The organism is Flavobacterium sp. C4GT6 (genome assembly GCF_036347315.1).
GTDB lineage: Bacteria > Bacteroidota > Bacteroidia > Flavobacteriales > Flavobacteriaceae > Flavobacterium.
The window spans coordinates 265,125-286,360 of the sequence record NZ_JAZGZU010000004.1 but is presented as its reverse complement, the minus strand read 5'-3'; the positions used below and the strand labels follow the sequence as shown (position 1 = coordinate 286,360).

Below are 21,236 nucleotides of genomic sequence, written 5' to 3'. Positions count from 1 at the left end.
CAGGGCTTTTTCTATATTCTAATATCTCAATTCTCAATACTAATTTCTTGAAATTAAAACTCAGCGTTTTGCGGAGTCCTTGGGAAAGGAATCACGTCGCGAATGTTACTCATACCGGTAACGAACAGTACTAAACGCTCAAAACCAAGTCCGAAACCACTGTGTACAGCAGTACCGAAACGACGTGTGTCAAGATACCACCATAGTTCTTCCTCGTCGATACCAAGCTCTGCAATTTTTTGCTGAAGCACGTCAAGACGTTCTTCTCTTTGTGAACCACCAACAATTTCTCCAATACCAGGGAAAAGAATGTCCATAGCACGAACGGTTTTGTTGTCGTCATTAAGGCGCATATAGAATGCTTTGATCTTAGCAGGATAATCAAACAGAATTACCGGAGATTTAAAGTGTTTCTCTACTAGGTAACGCTCGTGCTCACTTTGTAGGTCGGCACCCCATTCTTCAATAATATAGTTGAACTTTTTGTTCTTGTTAGGTTTAGAGTTTTTAAGGATGTCAATAGCTTCTGTATAGCTAACACGCTTAAAGTTGTTTTCCAGTACAAACTGAAGTTTCTCTAAAAGCCCCATACCGCTACGCTCGTTTTGTGGCTTCTGCTTTTCTTCTGCCGCAAGGCGCTCGTCCAGGAACTTAAGATCATCCTCACATCTTTCCATTGCATATTTAATAACATACTGGATAAAATCTTCTGCAAGATCCATGTTAGCATCAAGGTCGTTAAATGCAACTTCAGGCTCAACCATCCAGAATTCGGCAAGGTGGCGTGATGTGTTAGAGTTTTCAGCACGGAAAGTAGGACCGAATGTATATACCTGTCCTAACGACATAGCAAAAGTTTCTGCCTCTAGCTGACCTGATACGGTAAGGTTTGTTTCTTTACCGAAGAAATCTTCTTTATAGTCTACTTTGCCTTCCTCTGTACGTGGAGTGTTATCAAACGGTAATGCGGTAACCTTGAACATTTCACCTGCTCCCTCGGCATCACTACCGGTAATGATAGGTGTGTTTACATATACAAATCCTTTTTCCTGAAAATACTGGTGGATAGCAAATGATAGTACCGAACGTACTCTCATAATAGCTCCAAAAAGATTAGTACGCGTTCTAAGGTGTGCGTTTTCTCTTAAAAACTCAAGAGAGTGTTTTTTAGGCTGCATAGGGAATTTCTCAGCGTCGCTGTCTCCTAAAATTTCTACCTGCGAAACTTTTATCTCATATTTCTGTCCTTTACCCTGGCTTTCCACAAGGCTACCTTTAATGGCAACTGCAGCTCCGGTAGTGATACGTTTTAAGGTTTCTTCCGGAGTGTTTTCAAAGTCAACAACGCATTGGATATTATGTATAACCGAACCATCGTTCAGTGCTATAAACTGATTATTTCTAAAAGTTCTTACCCATCCTTTTACTGATACTTCATCAATCGTGTTGGTGCTATTCAACAGGTCTTTAACTTTTGTGTGTTTCATTTTTATAATAAATTAAATAGAATAAACTGGAAATCAGCTGCGTTTTGATGTTTTTCAAAAAGCAAATGCCTGCAAATGTAGTAAAAACAACAAAAAGGTGTAAATATTAAAACCATAATTTGGAAAACTTTACCTTGTCTTAAAGTAGTATCTTTGACTTTGTTTAAACAATAGTGCCATGAACTGGATTTTACTTGTAATAGCAGGGCTTTTTGAAGTAGGCTTTGCATCCTGCCTTGGTAAGGCTAAAGAGACGACCGGAACTGCCTCTCAATTATGGATGGGTGGTTTTTTTGTATGCCTTGCTATTAGTATGTTTTTATTGTATAAAGCTACCCAAACACTGCCTATTGGTACTGCTTATGCGGTATGGACCGGGGTAGGGGCAGTAGGTACGGTTTTAGTAGGGATTGTTGTGTTTAAAGAACCTGCCGATTTCTGGAGGCTTTTCTTTATAACTACACTTATAGCTTCTATAATAGGGTTAAAATTTGTTTCGCACTAAAACAGGCTGAATACAAATGATAGCTTGATGGATATGTTACGGTCAAACTCCGGTAAATGATAAGGGCCATAACGGTAAAAGGCGGTTAATCCAAGTCCTTTAAATATTTCATTAAACTCCATGCCACTTTCATAGTAGCCTTTTTCGAGCGTGTTGTACGGTTGTCCTATATGTTTTTCCGGACTTTCCATGTTACCCCAAACGCCTCGGGTTACCAGTACCGGACTAAGCTTAATATCGCCAAAAAGATTTAATCTTCTAAAAGCATGTTTTACCTGAAACATGGCATACTGGCTAGAGAAGAATTCATTAAAATACATGGTCTCAAAACTGTTTTTACCGGCAAAGGTAATACGGGCTATAACGCCGTCTTTATCCAGGTTGTTTGGCGAGGTACTGTACAGGTGAGTGATAGGAGTATCGCCCATGGCTAAGCCTCCCTGTATAACTAATGATGTTTTTTGTCCGTTAATGTATTTTCTCTCGTATTCTGTCCTGAAATCGAGCTTCCCAAAGGTGAAATCACTTTCAAATAGTCCTGTTACTGCCTGAGTGTACTGGAATGTGAATTTAGGGAATCGTTTTTCTACCTCTATACGCCCTTCGGGTGTCTGCATAAAATCACTAAACGGATTCCATTGCAGGGCAGCCTCAAAGGTGCTGAGGTTGTACTTTGTGTATAATTGTCCGTTGGTATTAAAGGCGTAATCGAAACGGGGTTCTACACTAGTGCGGCTAAAACCCCATCGACTTTCGGTTTTAGGTATTATTTTGGTTTCTATATACCCGTGCCACTTTCGGTATTTGTAAAAAGTGGAAACGTTTATAGGGCGGGGGTCATATATTTTAAATACCCGCTTATCGGTAGCAAAATTGGTACTACCTATTTCCTGTACATCTTCGGTAAAGGAGCCTCCAATCCATGAGTCTGAAAAACGCCCTAATCGTACAGCTCCGCCAAGATTGTATTTAAATTGTCCGTCTTTGGTACCATAAGCACCATAAGTACTGATCCTAAATACTTCAGAGAATTTATTGTTGGTTATTCCACCTACACCAAACCTCACGCCTTCGTAGTTGTTGTATTTTATAATTTGTCTCAGGTCAAAGTCAAAAAAGCCAACAGGCAGGTATCCGGTAATAACTCTTTTGCCTAAGTTAATAAACTGTTCTATCCTTTCCTTGGTTAAAATACTATCCAGTGCAGGGTAGGTTTTGATACTGCGTTCGTCCAGTGTATCAGCTCTGTGTTGTGTCCAGTAACTTTCGGGGCGTGTTATGGCTTCTTCATTTATCTCTATAGCAATAGCCGGCCTTTTAATTGTTAACGGGATGTTGAATTCCTTATCGGAATTAATGGATTCAGAATATACATAAACAAAGTCAGATGGTTCCTTATCCCTGTCGGAATTCGTACTGTTTATAGCATCAAATTTAATGGTCTCACCCAGTATGTTTATGTCTTCGCGGTTGTTACCCTTTACTATTTTAAGTGTTTTCCTGTCGGGAAACCAAATGCCTTGTTCTTCCTCAAACTTAAATAGGTGGGTAGAGGTTATATCCAGTACATTTTTCACCCTGAAAACCGCTTTTGCAACGCCAAATGTATTGCTGTCTATGTATACCAGTCCGTCAAGCCTTTTTTTCTTGTTGGCCCGTTTTGGGGTAAAATAGATCATGAATGTTTTACGGTTGTCTATGTATACCGTGTCGAGTATTCTGTATTTGTATTCTAAAAGTGCATTGTATGATAAAGGTCCCCTGTATTTTGTTTCCAGTAAGTCTACATCATTGTAAACCGAGTAAGATTGCAGGCTAAGGCCTATAAACTCGTATACTGGTTGTTTGAACCCGGCCATACGCGCGGCAAGTATATTTTCTTTAAGTCCGTCTTTTTTGGTATAGCTGAACTCTGATATCTTTTCGGTTTGATACAGGTGTTGCTTTTCAATCAGCTTTTTGAATTTATAGTCGGTCGAGTCTATCTTCAGTATCCTGCGTCCGGTTTTTTCATACAGGTAAATTGAATCCAGTTTTGAACTGATGGAATCGGGATTTGCAGTAACAATAAGTTTGTTGTAGGTTTTGTATTTAAAACTGTTTAGTTTTAACTGCGGATCGTTGCTTTCCTTAATCCTGATAGCATGTTTTATTATGGTTGTAGCCTTGTTGGTTTGGTTAATAACCAGTTCTTCCAGTTCGTTTGCCTTTGCTTTTAGGGATACGGTGTAAAATCTTTTACCGCTGCGTGTTTTAATGGTTTTGGCTTCATAACCGGTGTAGGTAATGGTTATGCTTTGTTGCCTGGTTTTACTTTCTATTATGAATTTGCCGTCAAGGTCACCAATAACGGTATTGCTTTCCTCTGTTTTTATAGTAGCAAAAGGAAGCGGTGAGTTGGTACTGCCGTCCTTAACTATCCCGGTTATTGTAAACTGGGCGTTGGCAGCCATGCTGAACAAAAAAAGCAGGACGGTAATAACTCTCATAGGGGTTTTTAAAGCTAAACGCGCAATACGTAAAATTGTTACAAAGATAGTATAAACAAAGAGTCCGCTGTTACCAGCGGACCTTAAAAACTTATACTTTCATAATCTCGGCCTCTTTGTGAGCCAACAGATCATCTATTTTCTTAATGTAAGCATTGGTAAGCTCCTGTATATCGTCTTCTGCTTTTTTACAAACATCTTCAGATGTTCCGTCTTTTTCAAGTTTCTTGATTTCGGTGTTAGCGTCTTTACGGGCATTTCTTACGCCAATTTTAGCATCTTCTGCTTCCGCTTTAGCCTGCTTTACAAGGTCCCTTCTTCTTTCTTCAGTTAAAGCCGGGATGTTAATGATGATGTTTTCACCATTGTTCATTGGGTTAAAACCAAGGTTAGCAATCATAATTGCTTTTTCAATAGGCTGTAGCATAGCTTTTTCCCATGGTGTAACCGTTAAGGTTCTTGCATCGGGAGTGTTAACGTTTGCAACCTGAGAAAGAGGTGTTTGAGAACCGTAGTAATCTACTTTTACACTACCAAGCATGGCAGGACTTGCTTTACCCGCACGGATGTTAAGGAATTCTTTTTCAAGGTGGCTAAGAGATCCTTTCATTGATTCTTCGCTGCTATCTAAAATAAAATCTATTTCTTCCATAATGCTGTTTCTTTTCAGTTTTTAGTTAAACGCTTACTGTAGTTCCTACAGTATCACCTTCGCATACTTTTACTAAGTTGCCTTCCTTGTTCATATCAAACACTATAATAGGCAATTCGTTTTCCTGGCTAAGTGTAAAGGCAGTTGTATCCATTACATTAAGCCCTTTTTGAAGTACGTCTTCAAAAGTAAGCGTGTCATATTTAGTGGCACTAGCGTCTTTTTCCGGGTCAGCAGTATAAATACCGTCAACACGTGTACCTTTTAATATTACATCGGCATGTACTTCCACACCTCTTAGTACTGCAGCCGTATCGGTAGTAAAGTATGGGTTACCTGTACCGGCTCCAAAAATTACAATTCTTCCTTTTTCAAGGTGGCGTACAGCACGTCTCTTAATATAAGGTTCTGCGATAGCTTCAATTTTAAGGGCAGTTTGCAGCCTGGTTTGCATACCGGCATCTTCAAGAGCTCCCTGTAATGCCATACCGTTAATAACGGTAGCTAGCATTCCCATGTAATCTCCCTGAACCCTGTCCATACCGTTGCTGGCTCCGGAAACACCTCTAAAAATGTTACCGCCTCCAATAACGATTGCTATTTCAACACCTTTATCGTGTATTTGTTTTATCTCGTGGGCATATTCGGCAAGTCTTTTAGGATCAATGCCATACTGCCTGTCGCCCATAAGGGCTTCGCCGCTTAGCTTTAACAGGATTCTTTTGTATTTCATAGGGTAATATTTGACTGGTGCAAATATAGTAATTATTGTTTTTCTTAAAACAGAATTTTAACCCCTGCTTATGATAGGTATTTACGCAATGAGCTCCTCATAGGATTTTTTTGCCGATTCGTACCCGATATTGAAAATTTCTTCCATTTTTTGCTTGTTGGTTTCAAAGGTACTATACAGGGCAAGCTCATCGGGACTGATAACCCAATCGCATAGGGTGAACTTTTGCATGTTGCTGTTTGCCGAAAGCAAATCGTAAGCACGGGTGGTTACTGTTTTGATGGATTTCAAATCGTCAGCACCAATTTTTTGTATAGGGCTAACGTATATCCCTATAAGGGTTTCACAACGTCCCTGCAATACATCGGTAGGGAAATGGTTTATAATGCCGCCGTCGCTGTATATTTTACCGTCTATCTCATAAGGTGATATAATACCCGGAAAAGCAGATGATGCCAGTACGGCATCAGCAATTTTTGTTTCCGGACCGAAGATTTTAAGCTTGCCCGAAACCAAATCGGTTGCAGTAATGTGCATGCGGTATTTCATTTCCCCGATAAGAGTTTCGCCAAAGGCCGAATGAAAATAACTTTTAAAAGCTTCTGAATCTATAAAACCTGCCTTACGGAAGGTAAAGTGTTTCCAGTGGAAAAAGTATATGGATTTAAAAAATTCCAGTATCTCTTCGGGCGATTTGCCATGAGCGTAGAGGGATGACACAATAGCACCCGAACTGGTGCCTGCCAGGTGAGATGGTTTTATCCCTATTTCATCAAAAAATTTAAGTACGCCTGCGTGGGCTATACCTTTTGAGCCTCCCCCCGAAAAAATAAGGCCTATAGTGCTGTTGTCAAATTTCATGGTGTGATTAGAATTACCTGACTAAATTACAGTTTTTTATTAGATGGCTTCTTTTTTGCTATTGCAAAAAGTAATTTACTTTTGCACAAATTTATATTATGAGTACACTAATAGAAAAAAGTCTGGATAACAGTTATTCTTATTCAGAGTACCGAAACCATATGGGGTTGCTTCTTCAGGACGGACTGTCTACAGGGGCAACACAATCAGAAGATTTAACCAATTACAGTTCGCTTAATGAAGTAAGGATGAATCGTCTTGATAAAACCATTAAGCTGACAGATGATATTAAGGAAAGACTGAGCAAGCTTAAAAAAGAGCATGTACTGCTTGTAATATCTGAAGGCTGGTGTGGCGATGCGGCACAGATAGTGCCGGTTATAAACAAGATGGCTAATGAGACCGATAAGCTGGAGCTGGAAATAGTGCTTCGTGATGATAACGACGAACTAATGAACGAGTATTTAACTAACGGGGCGAGGTCTATACCAAAGCTGGTGTTAGTGGAAAAAGATACCCATATTGCCCGCGGAAGCTGGGGACCAAGACCTTACGATGCAGCAAAGCTGATAAGGGATTATAAGGAACAGCACGGTGTTATTGACCAGGAGGCTAAAACCGAACTGCAAAAATGGTATTTGCACGATAAAGGTGAAAGCACCATGAAAGAGATAACACTACTGCTTGAAAACGCAGAGAATATGTAAAATAAGAAAGTCCGCTCATTGAGCGGACTTTCTTATTTTGTCATCCTGACGGCAAGAAGGATCTCTTATTGCTTTTCCAGTATTTTGTCTATTTGCTCATAGCTTAAGTTGTATCCTAAAAAATTACCGTTTTTATCAATAAGTATTTTTGATGGTATTGATGTGATTCCGTAATAGTCACATATTTCAGAATCCCAATCGTTCTCGGTAATATAGTTTTTCCAAATCAATCCGTCTTTTTCAATAGCTTTTTTCCATTCGTCTTCTTCATCATCTATCGAAATGGTTATTATTTCCAGCTTATCGCCGTATTTTTTAGCCAGTTCAGGTAATTTTTTATTTTCTCTTCTACAGGGGCCGCACCACGATGCCCAAAAATCTACAATGGTGAATTTGTTGTTTGGAGTATAAAAGTTTTCTGTTTTACCCTCAGTATTCTTTAGTGTGAAGTTTTCTACCGGAGTGCCTTTTTGTGTTCTTTTTTTTGTGTTTAATGTAATGTTGATAATTCTTAAGTCATTGCTATACATTGTAGTAGTGTCAATGAGGCTTTTTATTTCTTTAATCTGAGAAGTGTTTAATACACTGTCTGAGTTTAAATGTAAAATTCTGCCAAGTATAGGAGATTCGGGGAACGAGTCTATGTTCTTTTTAAGCTGTTGCATTATAAGGTCTCCATAGTTGTTTTTTTTATGGTTTTTCCGCCAAAAAGCAGTATAGTTATCCCATATTTTATGGTTTAATGAACCTTCTATTTTCTTGGTTTGCAGAAATGTATAATTAATACTGTCAATTTCTTTAGTGATGTAGTCGAAATCAACGGTAATGTTTCCTTTATCTAAAAAAATAACACCTAAGTTTCCCGGGGTTTTTAGGTGAAGAAAAGCTTCTCCCTGATCAATATTGTCAAGTGTGCCTTCAAATCTAAAAGTGTTGTTTTTTACAACGGTGCAGTCTTTTTTGCTGCCGTATGAAAAAAAGATAGTGTCGCTGTATGGTGTTAGAAGTTTACCTGTTAAAGTGAATTTTTCACCTATAGGTTTTTGCTCTTTTTCATTGCAGCTTATTAATGTTGTTGTAGATACAATTAGTAAGGCAAGGATTGTTTTGAAGATGTGTTTCATTATGGTTTTTGATTTGGTTTCTATCTTATAACGTAGAAATCACTTTAATCTTGTTAGAAGTTGATATTCCACCCGGATTACATCCCGGTAACCCTTCGGGTATATCGGCATTAATGCTTTTGTAGTATTCTACCCAGGCAGGGAAATAATCGTTTGTGCCGGGTTCTTTGTAGGTCATGGGTTGTAATTCAAAAAACGGAGTTCCGTTGTTGGCAAACTTAAAGGCATCATAAATGAGTTCGCTGCAATAGTAGGCGCCGTTGTCATATACATACTCATCGTCATAGGGGATACCAATCTGATTAAGGGAAAAGTCAATAGTCTTAGTGATAAGCTTGAGGTATTTCCTTTTTAGCCTTCCTACATACATAGGTTTTGAAGTGTTTTTTGAAAATTTTTCCAGCGGCGTAAGGCGAACAGCAGTTCCGGCAGCTTCAATAATATAAATGGTATCGTTGCGGTGGTATACCATACCCATGTGGCTAAAGTCGTTTCCTTTATAGCCTTCGGTAACAGCCTCTATGGCATCACATAACGGACCGCAATCCATATCCTGAAAAATAAGATCGCCGTCTTTAAGTTTTATGTTTTGTGCAAAAAGGGAATTTGCAGCTAAGAGTAAAAAGAATATTACTTTTTTCATGCTGCAAAGATATCTAAAGCTATTCGTTATTCCGCTCTTTAACCATAGTTTCAAAAGCATCGGGTAAAATCGCATCCTCTACCGAGAACTCGCCTATTTTGGTGCGGCGTAGTGCCGTTAGATGCGAACCGCTTTGCATGGCTGCTCCAAAATCGTTAGCGATAGAGCGGATATAGGTCCCTTTGCTGCAAACAATCCTGAAATCTATTTCGGGTAGTGCTACTCGGGTAATTTCAAACTCATGTACGGTAACCTTGCGGGAAGCAATTTCTACCTCTTCACCTTTTCGGGCGTGTTCGTACAGGCGTTTTCCGTCTTTTTTAATCGCCGAAAAAACAGGTGGTTTCTGGTCTATCTCACCGGTAAACTGTTTTGTGGTTTCCAGTATCAGTTCTTCAGTTATATGTTCGGTTGGGAAGGTGGCATTTACTTCTGTTTCCAAATCATACGAAGGGGTAGTGGCTCCAATATGGAAAGTTCCGGTATATTCCTTTACCATGCCCTGTAACTCGGGGATGCGTTTGGTGAATTTTCCGGTACATATAATAAGTAGTCCGGTAGCCAGAGGGTCAAGAGTCCCGGCATGGCCTACTTTTATCTTTTTTAAACCTAAGTTTTTTTTAAGGGCCCACTTTACTTTATTCACTGCCTGGAACGAACTCCATTGCAGTGGTTTGTCAATCAATACTACCTGTCCTTCCTGAAAACTTTCTGCCGTCATTAAATAATAGTAAGTGGGTGAATAAAGTAATGTATTATAATTACTGCCAGTCCGGCAATAATCCTGTAGTAACCAAACACTTTAAAGCCATGTCGGCTAAGGTAATTAATAAAGGTTTTTATGGCTAGTGTACCTACAATAAAGGCAACTATGTTACCAATGATAAGCAGGTTTACCTGATCTCCGGTAAGTTCAAATCCGGCTTTATAGTAATCAAATGATTTTTTTGCTGTTGCGCCAAACATGGTAGGTACTGCCAGGAAGAAAGAGAATTCGGCAGCAGCCTTGCGCGAAAGTTTTTGTGACATACCGCCTACAATACTGGCACCACTCCTGGATACACCCGGTATCATGGCAATACACTGAAAGAATCCTATTTTTAATGCGGTAACATAGCTTATTTCGGTATTCTCAGAATCGCCAAAATAGTCGTCTACCTTTAAAAGGATAACCCCGCCTATAACCAGTGATATGGCTACCGTTAGCGGACTCTCCAGCAGGCTGTCTATAAAGTCGCTTAATAATAATCCAAGTACTACGGCAGGCATAAAGGCTACCAGTAGTTTTAGGTAAAAATCTACCGTTTGGAAAAAACGTTTAAAGTAAAGTACAATTACCGAAAGTATAGCGCCAAGTTGTATAACTATGGTAAACAGTTTGGTGAAATCGTCGCCTGCAATCCCGAAAAAGGAGGAAGCGATAATCATGTGTCCGGTAGATGAAACAGGTAAATACTCGGTTAAGCCTTCAATGATGGCTATAATAATGGCCTGTAAGTAATCCATTAGGGGTAATTATTTTTTGAAGTTCTTAATTTCGGCGTCTTCCGGGAAATTGCTGTCTTTTTTAGCGTTCGGGTTTTTAAGTATGGCATAAATGGTAACACCAAAACCAATAAGTACTACAGTAGGTGCAAGCCTTATTCTCCTAAAGTTGAAAATAGCATCACTAAATACTTTAGGGTCGTCGCTACCGCCACCGGCCATAAGTATAAAGCCCAGTAAAATAACGCCAAGGCCTATTAAAAGTATTTTGTAGTTTACCTTTTCAAAAAGGAAATGTGTTTTTATCTCGTTACCCATAATAATTGTTTCAGGTTTAAAATTTTAGGTTTTGCGGTTTACTTAATATAAATCGTCTGTCCTTAGGTTAAGGAAACGCTGCGTAGCAAAGAACGTACTAATGGCGGCGATTATTATACCAAAGCCCAATACACCGCCCATTACGATAGCTGTAGGAACCCAGTCTTTCCAAATATCCAGGAATGGTAATTTACTGTCTACATAGTTAACCAGCCATAATAAAGCTCCTATGGCAAGTAGTGCGCCTATAAGTCCCAGTTTAATGCCTCTCCATACAAAAGGCCTCCTGATGAACGATTTTGTTGCACCTACCATTTGCATGGTTTTAATGGTAAAACGGTGTGAGTATATGGATAGCCTAAGCGAACTGTTTATAAGCAGCATGGCTACAAAGGTAAGTCCGCCACTAATAACCAGTATCCAAAAAGTTATTTTCTTAATGTTTTCGTTAGCCATTTCTACCACTACGGCATCATAACTTACATCGGCAACCATTTCGTTTTTCCTAAACTTCTCATCAATTTTTTTGATGCTGTCGGGTTGCACGTAAGCACTTTTTAGGTGGATGTCGTAAGAATCAAATAACGGATTTTCGATAAGGCTTTCAAAGTCACCTAAAATATCCTTGTTCTTTTCGGCTGCTTCCTTTTTAGAGACGTAGTGAAAGTTTTTAATGTATTCTGCTGTTTCAAGCTCCTTTCCAAACGCTTTAATGTTTTCGTCTTTAGCCTCCCTCTTAAAATAAATCGTAAGCGGAATATTCTCCTTAACATAGCCCGACAGCTTTTCTGTATTAATAACAAAAAGCCCTAATGCCCCTAAAAGGGTAAGTACTATGAAAATGATTAATATAACCGAGAAATATGAAGAAATCAACCGCCTTTTTTGAAATTGTTCAAAAGATGATGCCATACACACATTAATTTTAGGTGTAAAAATAAATAAAGTATTTGTTTATACATAGTTTATAACGGGCAAAGTTTTGACTTTCGTACAATAAGCGTAAATTTGCCTTCCTTAAAGACTTTCAAACTTTTGACTTTAGACTGATACAATGAAATACAATCCTAACGAAATTGAAGCCAGATGGCAAAAGTACTGGGCAGAGAACGGTACTTTTATGGCAGAAGATGTTTCTGATAAGCCGAAATACTATGTGCTTGATATGTTTCCTTACCCATCGGGGGCAGGATTACACGTAGGGCACCCGCTGGGTTATATCGCTTCAGATATTTATGCACGTTACAAACGTCATAAGGGTTTTAACGTACTGCACCCACAGGGATATGACAGTTTTGGACTTCCGGCAGAACAGTATGCCATCCAAACCGGGCAGCACCCTGCTGTAACTACCGAAACCAATATTGCGCGTTACAGGGAGCAGCTGGATAAAATAGGCTTTTCTTTTGACTGGGACAGGGAGGTGAGAACATCTAACCCTGAGTATTACAAATGGACACAGTGGATATTTATCCAACTGTTCAACTCGTGGTTTGATATCGATGCTAACAAGGCAGAGGATATTCGTGCACTTGTTATTGAGTTTGAAGCAAACGGTAATACAAAAGTAAATGCGGTTTGTGATGATAATATCCCGTTGTTTACTGCTGCCGATTGGAAAGGTTACAGCGGAGAGGAACAGCAAAAAATATTATTAAAATACCGTCTTACCTATCTTGCTGAGACCGAAGTGAACTGGTGTCCGGCTTTAGGTACTGTTTTGGCGAACGACGAAATTGTAAACGGTGTTTCCGAAAGGGGAGGACATCCTGTAGTGCGTAAAAAAATGACGCAGTGGAGTATGAGAATTTCTGCTTATGCCGAAAGGTTGCTACAAGGGCTTGATACTATCGACTGGACCGATTCGCTAAAAGACAGTCAGCGTAACTGGATTGGAAAATCGGTTGGGGCTGCTGTTACCTTTAAAGTAAAAGAAAATCATAATAAATTCCTTCACCTGCTAACGGGTGATGATACCGGAGAGTTTGCGATAGATGTATTTACTACGCGCCCTGATACCATTTTTGGGGTTAGCTTTATGACACTGGCACCCGAACATGAACTGGTAGCAAAAATTACTACTCCGGAACAGAAGGCAGCGGTTGAGGCATACATAGAAGCTACTTCAAGAAAGAGTGAGCGCGAGCGTATGGCCGATGTAAAAACCATATCAGGGGTGTTTACCGGTGCGTATGCCGAGCATCCTTTCACTAAGGAGCCTATTCCGGTTTGGATTGGTGACTATGTTCTTGCAGGTTATGGTACGGGGGCTGTTATGGCGGTACCTGCCGGAGACCAGCGTGATTATGATTTTGCGAAGCACTTTAATATCCCAATCAAAAATATTTTTGACGGAGTTGATATTTCTGAAGAGGCTTATGCTGCCAAAGATGGCGTGAAGCTAAAAGATTCTGATTTCTTAAACGGACTTGATTATAAAAAAGCGACCAAAACAGCTATTGAGGCGCTTGAAGATATAGGGCAGGGTAAGGGTAAAACCAATTACCGCCTTCGTGATGCGGTATTCTCGCGCCAGCGTTACTGGGGTGAGCCGTTCCCGGTTTATTATGTAAACGGGTTACCGCAAATGATAGAGGATAAGTACTTACCAATACGCCTTCCGGAAGTGGAGAAATATCTTCCAACCGAAGACGGGCAGCCACCGTTAGGGAACTCTAAAGAGTGGGCATGGAGTGTTGTTGAACACAAAGTGGTAAGCAACGACCTTATTGATAATGTTTCGGTATTCTCGCTTGAGTTAAACACTATGCCGGGTTGGGCAGGTAGTTCATGGTACTGGCTAAGATACATGGACCCGCATAATGATGAGGAATTCGTGTCTAAAAAAGCACAGGAGTACTGGGAAAGCGTAGACTTATACATTGGTGGTAGCGAGCATGCTACAGGTCACTTATTATACAGCCGTTTTTGGAATAAGTTTTTAAAAGACCGCGGATTTATTACTCAGGAAGAGCCGTTTAAAAAGCTGATAAACCAAGGGATGATTTTGGGTAATTCAGCTTTTGTGTATGTGTACTTATTGAAATGTGTTAATAAAGAAAATGACGGCAATATTGCTATTGATGTACCAAGACCAACTTTCTTTATAGTTTCTGAAAAGGATTATGAAAATATAAGTGAGGGTAATGAGATTAAGTCCATTGAGAATTGGTTAGAGGCTAAATACGGTAATAAGGAAACTTGGACTTTTGAAGTGAGATATAATTCTTCAAAAATTTTTAAAAGACATGTAGATATAAATTTACTTCAGGGGCTTACAGATGAATTAGATATTGAAAGGTTTAGAATTGACCCTCTGAATAAAGACTTGGCTAACGCCGAATTTATTTTAAATGAAAACGGTAAGTACATTGTAGGTCGCGAAGTAGAAAAAATGTCCAAGTCAAAATACAATGTGGTTAACCCGGATGATATTTGTGAGCAGTATGGTGCCGATACTCTAAGGTTGTATGAAATGTTTCTTGGTCCGTTAGAGCAGGCCAAGCCGTGGAATACTGCCGGTATAACAGGAGTTTCGGGCTTCCTTAAAAAACTATGGAAACTGTATTTTGACGATAACGGACTTATTGTTAATACGAATCAGCCAAGTAAGGAGGCATACAAAATACTTCACAAAACCATTAAAAAGGTACAGGAAGATATTGAGAACTTCTCGTTCAATACATCGGTAAGTTCATTCATGATTGCCGTTAACGAGCTTTCGGCTATTAAATGTCATGAGCGTACCATACTTGAGCCGTTTACTATACTTATTTCGCCTTATGCACCACACATTGCCGAAGAGCTTTGGCACAGGTTAGGGCATCAGGGAAGTATTGCTAAAGTGCCGTTCCCTAAATTCAATCCGGAACACCTTGTGGAAAGCAGTAAGGAATACCCGGTATCGTTTAACGGAAAAATGCGCTTTAAGATAGAACTGCCTATGGATATGCCTGTCCCTGAGATAGAGAAAACTATTTTAGCCGACGAGCGTACCGTACAGCAACTTGAAGGGCGTGCTCCTAAAAAGGTAATTGTTGTTCCGGGCAAGATTATTAATATAGTAGGATAAACTTTTTTTAAGGTCATAAGTTATAGAAAACCGCAGCTCTCGCTGCGGTTTTTTTATTTTCCATTTCGAGCGAAACATCGTGGAGTCGAGAAATCTATAAAAAAAATAAATCCTTCCTGTCGTCAGGATGACACCTTTGAGTACTGGAGTTCGCTTTGTCATTCTGAATGAAGCGCAGCGTAGTGAAGAATCTAATTCTGTTCAAGATTCTTCGTTCCTCAGAATGACAAAAGAGTACTTGTGTTTTACTCTGCCGTTCTGAATTAATCAGTAATCTTTTTAAGGTCTAACAACCTGTGCTAAAAAGATGTGCTTTAGTGTTAACAGGAATTTTAGCACATAGTTTGGTAGTGGTAAAATCAAATAACCAAATAAACAATCATGCTATGAAAAAAGCCTTACTATTTGCAGCCCTTTGCTGCTTTGGAGTTCAATCGTCAATCTTTGCTCAGGAAACTCAGCCTGAAACAACTACAAACGAAAAAGAGAAACCCGTTTACCTTTATTTTGCATTAGGTGCAAATATTAACAGTGGATTTAAACTTAACGACAAGCTTGCCAATGCCGGTTTCCGCGAAATCGATGAAGCAACTCCCGAATTTGCCCTTGGGTTCCGCATTAATATTCCCGATTCTAAAATGTATACCGATGTAGAGATTTCCGGAAGTTTTTATGATAGGAACGACGGAGGTTTCAGGACACAGTCAATTGGTACCAGCAGTAGGCTAAGGGTGCATTACACGATTTGGGAAAACAAGGACTTTATGTTTTCTGCCGGAGGAGATGTGTCATATACATCTTATTATGTAAACCTGTTTTCAAGAAACAATTATGTAGACCTTGATGATCTTCCTAACACAATGAACAACTCCCATGCTTCACTTAGAAGCGGACTGCTAAATGTTGGTCCGTCTGTTGCTTTTGGTTTTCTTAGAGATACGGAGTTTCCTTTAAGAATTAATGCCGGATATGATATTGGGCTTACAAACGGTAAATGGAAGTCGGATTTTGCCTCTGTAGGGAATACGGTAAAAGAAAACGGTTTGGGTACTTTTTATGTCAGATTAGCACTTTGGGCATGGTAAAAGCCTAATAAAATGTCAAAATAACAGTTAAAGCCAATCTCGAGTAAGATTGGCTTTAATTTTGCTATATATTTACTATATAAATCAAAAAACGATGTATTTACAATATTATATTTTACTAGGTATTATTGGTTTGTTTAGTTACGCTATTAGTGCCAAACTAAAGAGTAAGTTTGCTTTTTATTCAAAAGTACACTTAAGGAATGGTATGAGTGGTGCCGAAATCGCTCAGAAGATGTTACAGGATAATGGTATCTATGATGTAAAGGTAGTATCGGTAGCCGGTAGGTTAACCGATCATTATAACCCCGCAGATAAAACCGTAAACCTAAGTGAAGCTGTATATAATCAGCGTAATGCTGCCGCCGCTGCAGTTGCGGCACACGAGGTAGGGCATGCCGTTCAGCATGCTACGGCATACAGTATGCTTACTTTTAGGTCTAAAATGGTACCTGTGGTAAGCATATCATCTAACCTAGCACCTATGCTTATATTTTTAGGGTTGATTTTAGGTGCTGCTGCTAAAATAGGTATGGGGTATTATATAGCTGTTTTAGGTGTTGCACTTATGGCTATTGCCACACTGTTTAGCTTTGTGACATTGCCGGTGGAGTATGATGCCAGTAATCGTGCCCTTGCATGGTTAAAAAGTAAGAACATGCTTAGCCAGCAGGAATATGCCGGTGCCGAGGATTCATTAAAATGGGCTGCCCGTACTTATGTGGTTGCTGCTGTTGGATCGTTAGCCATGTTGCTATACTGGGCATTGCAGGTATTTGGAGGTTCCAGGGATTAAACCCTGTCTATATATATCTTGATAAACAGCCGGATCTTTAAGTCCGGCTGTTTTTTTTATGCTTATTATTTTGAAAGATATATGCTAAACAGTATGAGTTTTTTTATAACTGTATCTGTCTTTCAATTTGCTGTTCAAGTGATATAAAGGTTTCGGTGCGTGATACTCCGCTAATAGGCTGTATTTTTTTGTTAAGCAGCTGCATTAAGTGTTCGTTATCACGGCATATCATTTTTATCAGTATGGACCAGTTTCCTGTGGTATAATGACATTCCAGTACTTCGGGTATTTTTCTAAGCTCTTTAACCGCTTCAAAATTACTGGATGCTCTTTCAAGATAGATGCCCACAAACGCCATAGTGCTGTAGCCCAAAACCTTGGTATTCACTATAAATTTTGACCCGGCTATTACTCCGGCCTGATCTAATTTGCGTAAACGTTGGTGAATGGCAGCGCCCGATATGCCTATTTTTGCAGCTATCTGTAATATGGGTTTACGGGCATCTTCCATAAGGTAGCGCAGTATCTCTTTATCAATTCCGTCTATTTCAATCTGTAGCGAATTTATCTTCATAGCATTTCAGTTTGATATAAATATACGTTTTTTGGTTACAATTGATAATATGTGTCGTGTTTATTATATCGGCTTAAAATGGAAATAAAAAAACCTTTCCCGGGGCGGTGGGAAAGGCTATAAAAATATTGAGTTAGTAAAGGAGGTCTAGCTCACTACATTATTGGCATTGTAGCCCATGTATGGAACTTGTTTTTCGTGAAAAACGACCCCAAAATCTTCAAGTTCTTTTAATATTGGCTCGTATACTTCTTTATTTATAGGTATTTGTACCCCTGTTGTGGTAATGTTACCGTTTAATATTTGTAAGGTTGCCATAGCTACGGGTAAACCTACTGTTTTTGCCATTGCAGTGTAAGTTTGATCCTCTCCTATGCATACCATTGTAGAATCGATTTGTTTACGTTCTCCGTTCAGTTCGTATCCAAACTTGTGATACATAACAATCATGTCTTTATCCTCTGGGCTAAGAGTCCACTTATCACTTAATATTTTTTCCAGTATCTGAGCCGGAGTGGCATCTATAAGTCCCACTTTTTTATTAGGGTTAAAAATGTCAAGCTCTACCAGTTTGTCCCACTGTATATCATCCTGATCCAGTTTTAGGCTGTGTCTTAATTTCAGTTCAACCGAATCACTAGGGTGGTAAGGTAGAAAAGAATTGACAAACTCCCTGTAGCTCATGTTCTCTGAGTTTTCCATGATGTATGAATCATCGGTCATTCCCAGTTGTACAAACATGTTCCATGCTTTAGAGAAGCCTACACGTCTAAGTGTACCTCTATATAAGGTTAAGGCGTCATCCAATCCATACACGCTACGGTATTTAAGAGAGTCTCTGTTGGCATAGCCTTCAAATCGGCCATAGCCTTCAACTTCCATAAATTCTGTACGACGGAAAAGTTTATTGTAAGGGATGTATTTGTAGGTTCCTTCCTGAATAAATTTTGCTGTTCCGCCCTGTCCTGCAAGTACCACATTGCGGGGGTTCCAGGTAAACTTATAGTTCCACAGGTTATTATCGCTTTCAGGTGCTACGAGTCCGCCACAAAACGATTCAAATAAAATTACTTTACCGCCCTGCTCACGAATTTCGTTTATAACCTTCATAGCACTCATGTGGTCTACACCGGGGTCAAGACCTATCTCGTTCATGAAAACAAGATTGTTTTCCTTAACCAGTGTATCCAGCTCCTGCATGGCAGGGCTAACATATGATGCGGTTACTAAGTGTTTTTTATGCTTAATACAGTCTTTAGCTACCTCATAATGCAAATGTGCCGGCAGCATGGATATTACTATATCGGCTTTGCTTAATTGTGTATCACGTTGTTCTGCATTAAAAATATCAAAAGCTATAGCTGTGGCGCGAGGATGGCCTGCAGTTTTCTTTAGGGCAAGTTCAAGGGAAAGATCTGCAATAGTAAGGTGCAGGTTTTCAGTCTCTGATTTGTCTAAAAGGTATTTAATTAATGATGATGCAGAGCGTCCTGCACCAATTATTAATATATTCCTCATTTGAGTTTGGTTATTTTAATTATAACACGAAAGTAGCAATTTGTTATATTTATAAAAATTATTTGGCAAAATAAATGCGTTAAACTTTTTAAATTTACCCTCACAATAATACAATCATGGATAGAAAAACAATTGCCATTGCAGCAATACTGGGAGCTACAGGTATTATGCTTGGTGCTTTTGGAGCACACGGACTTAAAAAACTAATAGAGCCGGAACAGATAGCTACTTTTGATACAGGGGTAAAATACCAAATATATCATGCATTATTCCTGCTTTTTGTAGGGACAACTTCAATGTTAACACAAAAGGCAAAAAAGACAATTTTAACACTTACAACGGTAGGGGTGTTTTTCTTTTCGGGATCTATCTATTTTTTATCGTGTAACAGCCTTTTTTCGTTCGATTTCAAAACAATAGGTTTTATAACACCTGTTGGAGGATTATTATTAATTTGTGCTTGGGTAGTATTATTTTTACAGATAATGAAGCAAAAACAATAATTTTGTTTTAATTTTTTATTTTGTAAAGTTTAATTTATACTTTTGTCCCCTGAAACAATGCAACTTAATAACAAAACTTATGAGTAATTTTGGCCTTTTTACGAAAACGATTTCGTTAGAGAAAATGGGAATTAAAAATGCTAATGTAAAGTATCAGTTAACTCCGGATGAGTTACATGATATTACGATAGAGAAAGGCCAGGGTGTCGAAAGTTCTACAGGGGCGCTGGCAATTAATACCGGAGAGTTCACCGGAAGATCTCCTCAAGACCGCTTTATAGTTAAAGACAGTGTTACTGAAGATAAAGTGTGGTGGGGTAATGTCAATATTCCTTTTGATAGTGATAAATTTGAAAAACTGTATAATAAAGTAACCGAATACCTTTCGGGAAAAGAAGTTTTTGTAAGGGATAGCTATGTATGTGCTGATCCCAATTACAGAATGAACGTAAGGGTGGTTACCGAATGTGCATGGTCAAACCTTTTCTGTTATAATATGTTCCTTCGTCCTGAAGATTCAGAACTGGAGAACTTTGATGCAGAATGGCATGTGGTATGTGCACCGGGCTTTATGGCCGATCCGGCTGTAGACGGAACACGTCAGCATAACTTTGCAATACTAGACTTCACAAGAAAAATTGCTCTTATAGGTGGTACAGGTTATACCGGAGAAATGAAAAAAGGTATTTTCTCTGCGCTTAACTTTATTCTTCCTGTATTTAAAAATACTTTACCTATGCATTGTAGTGCTAATGTAGGTGAAAAAGGTGATACAGCTATTTTCTTCGGTCTTTCAGGTACAGGTAAAACTACACTTTCTGCCGATCCTGCACGTAAGCTTATTGGTGACGATGAGCACGGATGGACTAAAGAAAATACTATTTTCAACTTTGAAGGAGGCTGTTATGCGAAGGTTATCAATCTAACAGAAGAAAACGAGCCGGATATCTTTAGGGCTATTAAAAAAGGTGCGCTTTTAGAGAATGTAATCTTTAAAGAAGGTACTAAAGAGGTTGATTTTGAAGATATTTCAATCACACCTAATACACGTGTAAGCTACCCAATATATCATATAGATAATATTCAGCCGGGATCTATCGGCGAAAATCCTAAAAACATATTTTTCCTTACTGCCGATGCGTTTGGGGTACTGCCTCCGGTTTCTAAGTTAACTCCGGGTCAGGCTGCTTATCACTTCATTTCGGGCTATACAGCTAAGGTAGCAGGTACGGAGGCAGGCATCAATGAGCCGGTGCCTAACTTCTCTGCTTGTTTTGGTGCGCCGTTTATGCCGCTACACCCAACAAAATATGCTGAAATGCTAAGCGCTAAAATGAAAGAAGCCGGCGTTAACGTATGGCTTATTAATACCGGATGGACCGGTGGTGCTTACGGTACGGGTCAGCGTATGAAATTAAAATATACCAGAGCCATGATTACTGCAGCTCTTAACGGAGAGCTGGATAATGTGGATTACAAAACACATAAAGTATTTGGCTTAGCGATACCACAAACCTGCCCTAATGTTCCTGCAGAGGTGTTAAACCCAAGGACTACATGGGATGATAAGGATGCTTATGATGCAAAAGCACACGAGCTTGCCGAGTCGTTCAGGAAAAACTTTGCCAAATTTGAAGAATTTGCTAATGATGAAATCATGGCAGGTGCACCAGTGGCATAATCA

20 protein-coding genes are annotated in these 21,236 nt (G+C 39.2%); 7 read left to right on the top strand and 13 right to left on the bottom strand.

What is annotated here, in order from left to right; translation table 11 throughout:
- Positions 1-53: 53 nt before the first annotated feature.
- Entirely contained in the window at positions 54-1,487 is a 1,434-nt protein-coding gene (gene asnS / locus V3Z67_RS07535; protein WP_330442718.1) for an asparagine--tRNA ligase, read from the bottom strand.
- 178 nt (positions 1,488-1,665) lie between these two features.
- On the opposite strand from asnS, the gene V3Z67_RS07530 reads away from it, so the two are divergent.
- Positions 1,666-1,992 carry a DMT family transporter gene (locus V3Z67_RS07530; protein ID WP_035134507.1) on the top strand — a complete coding sequence of 109 codons (327 nt, stop codon included), beginning with the start codon at positions 1,666-1,668 and terminating at the stop codon, positions 1,990-1,992.
- On the opposite strand, the gene V3Z67_RS07525 is transcribed toward V3Z67_RS07530, so the two are convergent.
- The 4 genes from V3Z67_RS07525 to V3Z67_RS07510 form a co-directional block, all read right to left on the bottom strand.
- Positions 1,989-4,481: a DUF5686 family protein gene (locus tag V3Z67_RS07525; RefSeq protein WP_330442717.1), complete on the bottom strand. Its 2,493-nt coding sequence runs from the start codon at positions 4,479-4,481 to the stop codon at positions 1,989-1,991. The two genes, V3Z67_RS07530 and V3Z67_RS07525, sit on opposite strands and share 4 nt — an antisense overlap.
- 91 nt (positions 4,482-4,572) lie before the next feature.
- A complete protein-coding gene (frr, locus tag V3Z67_RS07520) occupies positions 4,573-5,136 on the bottom strand; it encodes a ribosome recycling factor (protein WP_330442751.1) in 564 nt (187 codons plus the stop codon).
- A gap of 22 nt (positions 5,137-5,158) precedes the next feature.
- Positions 5,159-5,866 (bottom strand): UMP kinase, encoded by a 708-nt coding sequence (gene pyrH, locus V3Z67_RS07515; protein ID WP_330442716.1) that lies wholly within the window; start codon positions 5,864-5,866, stop codon positions 5,159-5,161.
- Between the two features lie 81 nt (positions 5,867-5,947).
- Positions 5,948-6,727 carry a patatin-like phospholipase family protein gene (locus tag V3Z67_RS07510; protein ID WP_330442715.1) on the bottom strand — a complete coding sequence of 260 codons (780 nt, stop codon included), beginning with the start codon at positions 6,725-6,727 and terminating at the stop codon, positions 5,948-5,950.
- A 98-nt stretch (positions 6,728-6,825) separates the two neighbouring features.
- Here V3Z67_RS07510 and V3Z67_RS07505 point away from each other — a divergent pair, with 98 nt between their 5' ends.
- Complete coding sequence (locus V3Z67_RS07505) at positions 6,826-7,434, top strand: thioredoxin family protein (RefSeq protein WP_330442714.1); 609 nt, start codon at positions 6,826-6,828, stop codon at positions 7,432-7,434.
- 65 nt (positions 7,435-7,499) lie between these two features.
- On the opposite strand, the gene V3Z67_RS07500 is transcribed toward V3Z67_RS07505, so the two are convergent.
- The 6 genes from V3Z67_RS07500 to V3Z67_RS07475 are packed head-to-tail and all read right to left on the bottom strand — an operon-like array spanning position 7,500 to position 11,916.
- Positions 7,500-8,558, bottom strand: a complete 1,059-nt coding sequence (locus V3Z67_RS07500; RefSeq protein WP_330442713.1) for a TlpA disulfide reductase family protein — start codon at positions 8,556-8,558, stop codon at positions 7,500-7,502.
- 25 nt (positions 8,559-8,583) lie between these two features.
- A complete protein-coding gene (locus V3Z67_RS07495; RefSeq protein ID WP_330442712.1) occupies positions 8,584-9,201 on the bottom strand; it encodes a YiiX/YebB-like N1pC/P60 family cysteine hydrolase in 618 nt (205 codons plus the stop codon).
- 19 nt (positions 9,202-9,220) lie between these two features.
- Positions 9,221-9,922 (bottom strand): tRNA pseudouridine(55) synthase TruB, encoded by a 702-nt coding sequence (gene truB / locus V3Z67_RS07490; protein ID WP_330442711.1) that lies wholly within the window; start codon positions 9,920-9,922, stop codon positions 9,221-9,223.
- On the bottom strand, positions 9,922-10,707 hold the full coding sequence (locus V3Z67_RS07485; protein ID WP_330442710.1) for an undecaprenyl-diphosphate phosphatase: 786 nt from the start codon (positions 10,705-10,707) through the stop codon (positions 9,922-9,924). The genes truB and V3Z67_RS07485 overlap by 1 nt, the downstream gene beginning before the upstream one ends.
- Positions 10,708-10,716: 9 nt before the next feature.
- On the bottom strand, positions 10,717-11,004 hold the full coding sequence (locus tag V3Z67_RS07480) for a DUF3098 domain-containing protein (protein WP_330442709.1): 288 nt from the start codon (positions 11,002-11,004) through the stop codon (positions 10,717-10,719).
- A 42-nt stretch (positions 11,005-11,046) separates the two neighbouring features.
- Positions 11,047-11,916 carry a cell division protein FtsX gene (locus V3Z67_RS07475; protein ID WP_330442708.1) on the bottom strand — a complete coding sequence of 290 codons (870 nt, stop codon included), beginning with the start codon at positions 11,914-11,916 and terminating at the stop codon, positions 11,047-11,049.
- A gap of 142 nt (positions 11,917-12,058) precedes the next feature.
- On the opposite strand from V3Z67_RS07475, the gene V3Z67_RS07470 reads away from it, so the two are divergent.
- The 3 genes from V3Z67_RS07470 (at position 12,059) to V3Z67_RS07460 (ending at position 16,957) form a co-directional block, all read left to right on the top strand.
- Positions 12,059-15,076 carry a leucine--tRNA ligase gene (locus V3Z67_RS07470; protein ID WP_330442707.1) on the top strand — a complete coding sequence of 1,006 codons (3,018 nt, stop codon included), beginning with the start codon at positions 12,059-12,061 and terminating at the stop codon, positions 15,074-15,076.
- Positions 15,077-15,462: 386 nt separating this feature from the next.
- Positions 15,463-16,161, top strand: a complete 699-nt coding sequence (locus tag V3Z67_RS07465) for a hypothetical protein (protein WP_330442706.1) — start codon at positions 15,463-15,465, stop codon at positions 16,159-16,161.
- 94 nt (positions 16,162-16,255) lie between these two features.
- Positions 16,256-16,957, top strand: coding sequence for a zinc metallopeptidase (locus V3Z67_RS07460; RefSeq protein ID WP_330442705.1), 702 nt, complete (start codon positions 16,256-16,258; stop codon positions 16,955-16,957).
- A 103-nt stretch (positions 16,958-17,060) separates the two neighbouring features.
- On the opposite strand, the gene V3Z67_RS07455 is transcribed toward V3Z67_RS07460, so the two are convergent.
- Together V3Z67_RS07455 and V3Z67_RS07450 are read right to left on the bottom strand one after the other, a co-directional pair.
- Positions 17,061-17,531 carry an Lrp/AsnC family transcriptional regulator gene (locus V3Z67_RS07455; RefSeq protein ID WP_330442704.1) on the bottom strand — a complete coding sequence of 157 codons (471 nt, stop codon included), beginning with the start codon at positions 17,529-17,531 and terminating at the stop codon, positions 17,061-17,063.
- Positions 17,532-17,678: 147 nt separating this feature from the next.
- Positions 17,679-19,049: a saccharopine dehydrogenase family protein gene (locus V3Z67_RS07450; RefSeq protein WP_330442703.1), complete on the bottom strand. Its 1,371-nt coding sequence runs from the start codon at positions 19,047-19,049 to the stop codon at positions 17,679-17,681.
- Positions 19,050-19,165: 116 nt separating this feature from the next.
- Between V3Z67_RS07450 and V3Z67_RS07445 the strand changes: the two genes are divergently transcribed.
- Positions 19,166-19,552, top strand: coding sequence for a DUF423 domain-containing protein (locus V3Z67_RS07445; protein ID WP_330442702.1), 387 nt, complete (start codon positions 19,166-19,168; stop codon positions 19,550-19,552).
- A 79-nt stretch (positions 19,553-19,631) separates the two neighbouring features.
- On the top strand, positions 19,632-21,233 hold the full coding sequence (gene pckA / locus V3Z67_RS07440; RefSeq protein ID WP_330442701.1) for a phosphoenolpyruvate carboxykinase (ATP): 1,602 nt from the start codon (positions 19,632-19,634) through the stop codon (positions 21,231-21,233).
- Positions 21,234-21,236 lie beyond the last annotated feature (3 nt).

Coding starts and splice junctions, on each gene's coding strand:
- asnS (WP_330442718.1), bottom strand. CDS start 1,487: ATGAAACACACAAAAGTTAAAGACCTGTTGAATAGCACCAACACGATT.
- V3Z67_RS07530 (WP_035134507.1), top strand. CDS start 1,666: ATGAACTGGATTTTACTTGTAATAGCAGGGCTTTTTGAAGTAGGCTTT.
- V3Z67_RS07525 (WP_330442717.1), bottom strand. CDS start 4,481: ATGAGAGTTATTACCGTCCTGCTTTTTTTGTTCAGCATGGCTGCCAAC.
- pyrH (WP_330442716.1), bottom strand. CDS start 5,866: ATGAAATACAAAAGAATCCTGTTAAAGCTAAGCGGCGAAGCCCTTATG.
- V3Z67_RS07510 (WP_330442715.1), bottom strand. CDS start 6,727: ATGAAATTTGACAACAGCACTATAGGCCTTATTTTTTCGGGGGGAGGC.
- V3Z67_RS07505 (WP_330442714.1), top strand. CDS start 6,826: ATGAGTACACTAATAGAAAAAAGTCTGGATAACAGTTATTCTTATTCA.
- V3Z67_RS07500 (WP_330442713.1), bottom strand. CDS start 8,558: ATGAAACACATCTTCAAAACAATCCTTGCCTTACTAATTGTATCTACA.
- V3Z67_RS07495 (WP_330442712.1), bottom strand. CDS start 9,201: ATGAAAAAAGTAATATTCTTTTTACTCTTAGCTGCAAATTCCCTTTTT.
- truB (WP_330442711.1), bottom strand. CDS start 9,922: ATGACGGCAGAAAGTTTTCAGGAAGGACAGGTAGTATTGATTGACAAA.
- V3Z67_RS07485 (WP_330442710.1), bottom strand. CDS start 10,707: ATGGATTACTTACAGGCCATTATTATAGCCATCATTGAAGGCTTAACC.
- V3Z67_RS07480 (WP_330442709.1), bottom strand. CDS start 11,004: ATGGGTAACGAGATAAAAACACATTTCCTTTTTGAAAAGGTAAACTAC.
- V3Z67_RS07475 (WP_330442708.1), bottom strand. CDS start 11,916: ATGGCATCATCTTTTGAACAATTTCAAAAAAGGCGGTTGATTTCTTCA.
- V3Z67_RS07470 (WP_330442707.1), top strand. CDS start 12,059: ATGAAATACAATCCTAACGAAATTGAAGCCAGATGGCAAAAGTACTGG.
- V3Z67_RS07465 (WP_330442706.1), top strand. CDS start 15,463: ATGAAAAAAGCCTTACTATTTGCAGCCCTTTGCTGCTTTGGAGTTCAA.
- V3Z67_RS07460 (WP_330442705.1), top strand. CDS start 16,256: ATGTATTTACAATATTATATTTTACTAGGTATTATTGGTTTGTTTAGT.
- V3Z67_RS07455 (WP_330442704.1), bottom strand. CDS start 17,531: ATGAAGATAAATTCGCTACAGATTGAAATAGACGGAATTGATAAAGAG.
- V3Z67_RS07450 (WP_330442703.1), bottom strand. CDS start 19,049: ATGAGGAATATATTAATAATTGGTGCAGGACGCTCTGCATCATCATTA.
- V3Z67_RS07445 (WP_330442702.1), top strand. CDS start 19,166: ATGGATAGAAAAACAATTGCCATTGCAGCAATACTGGGAGCTACAGGT.
- pckA (WP_330442701.1), top strand. CDS start 19,632: ATGAGTAATTTTGGCCTTTTTACGAAAACGATTTCGTTAGAGAAAATG.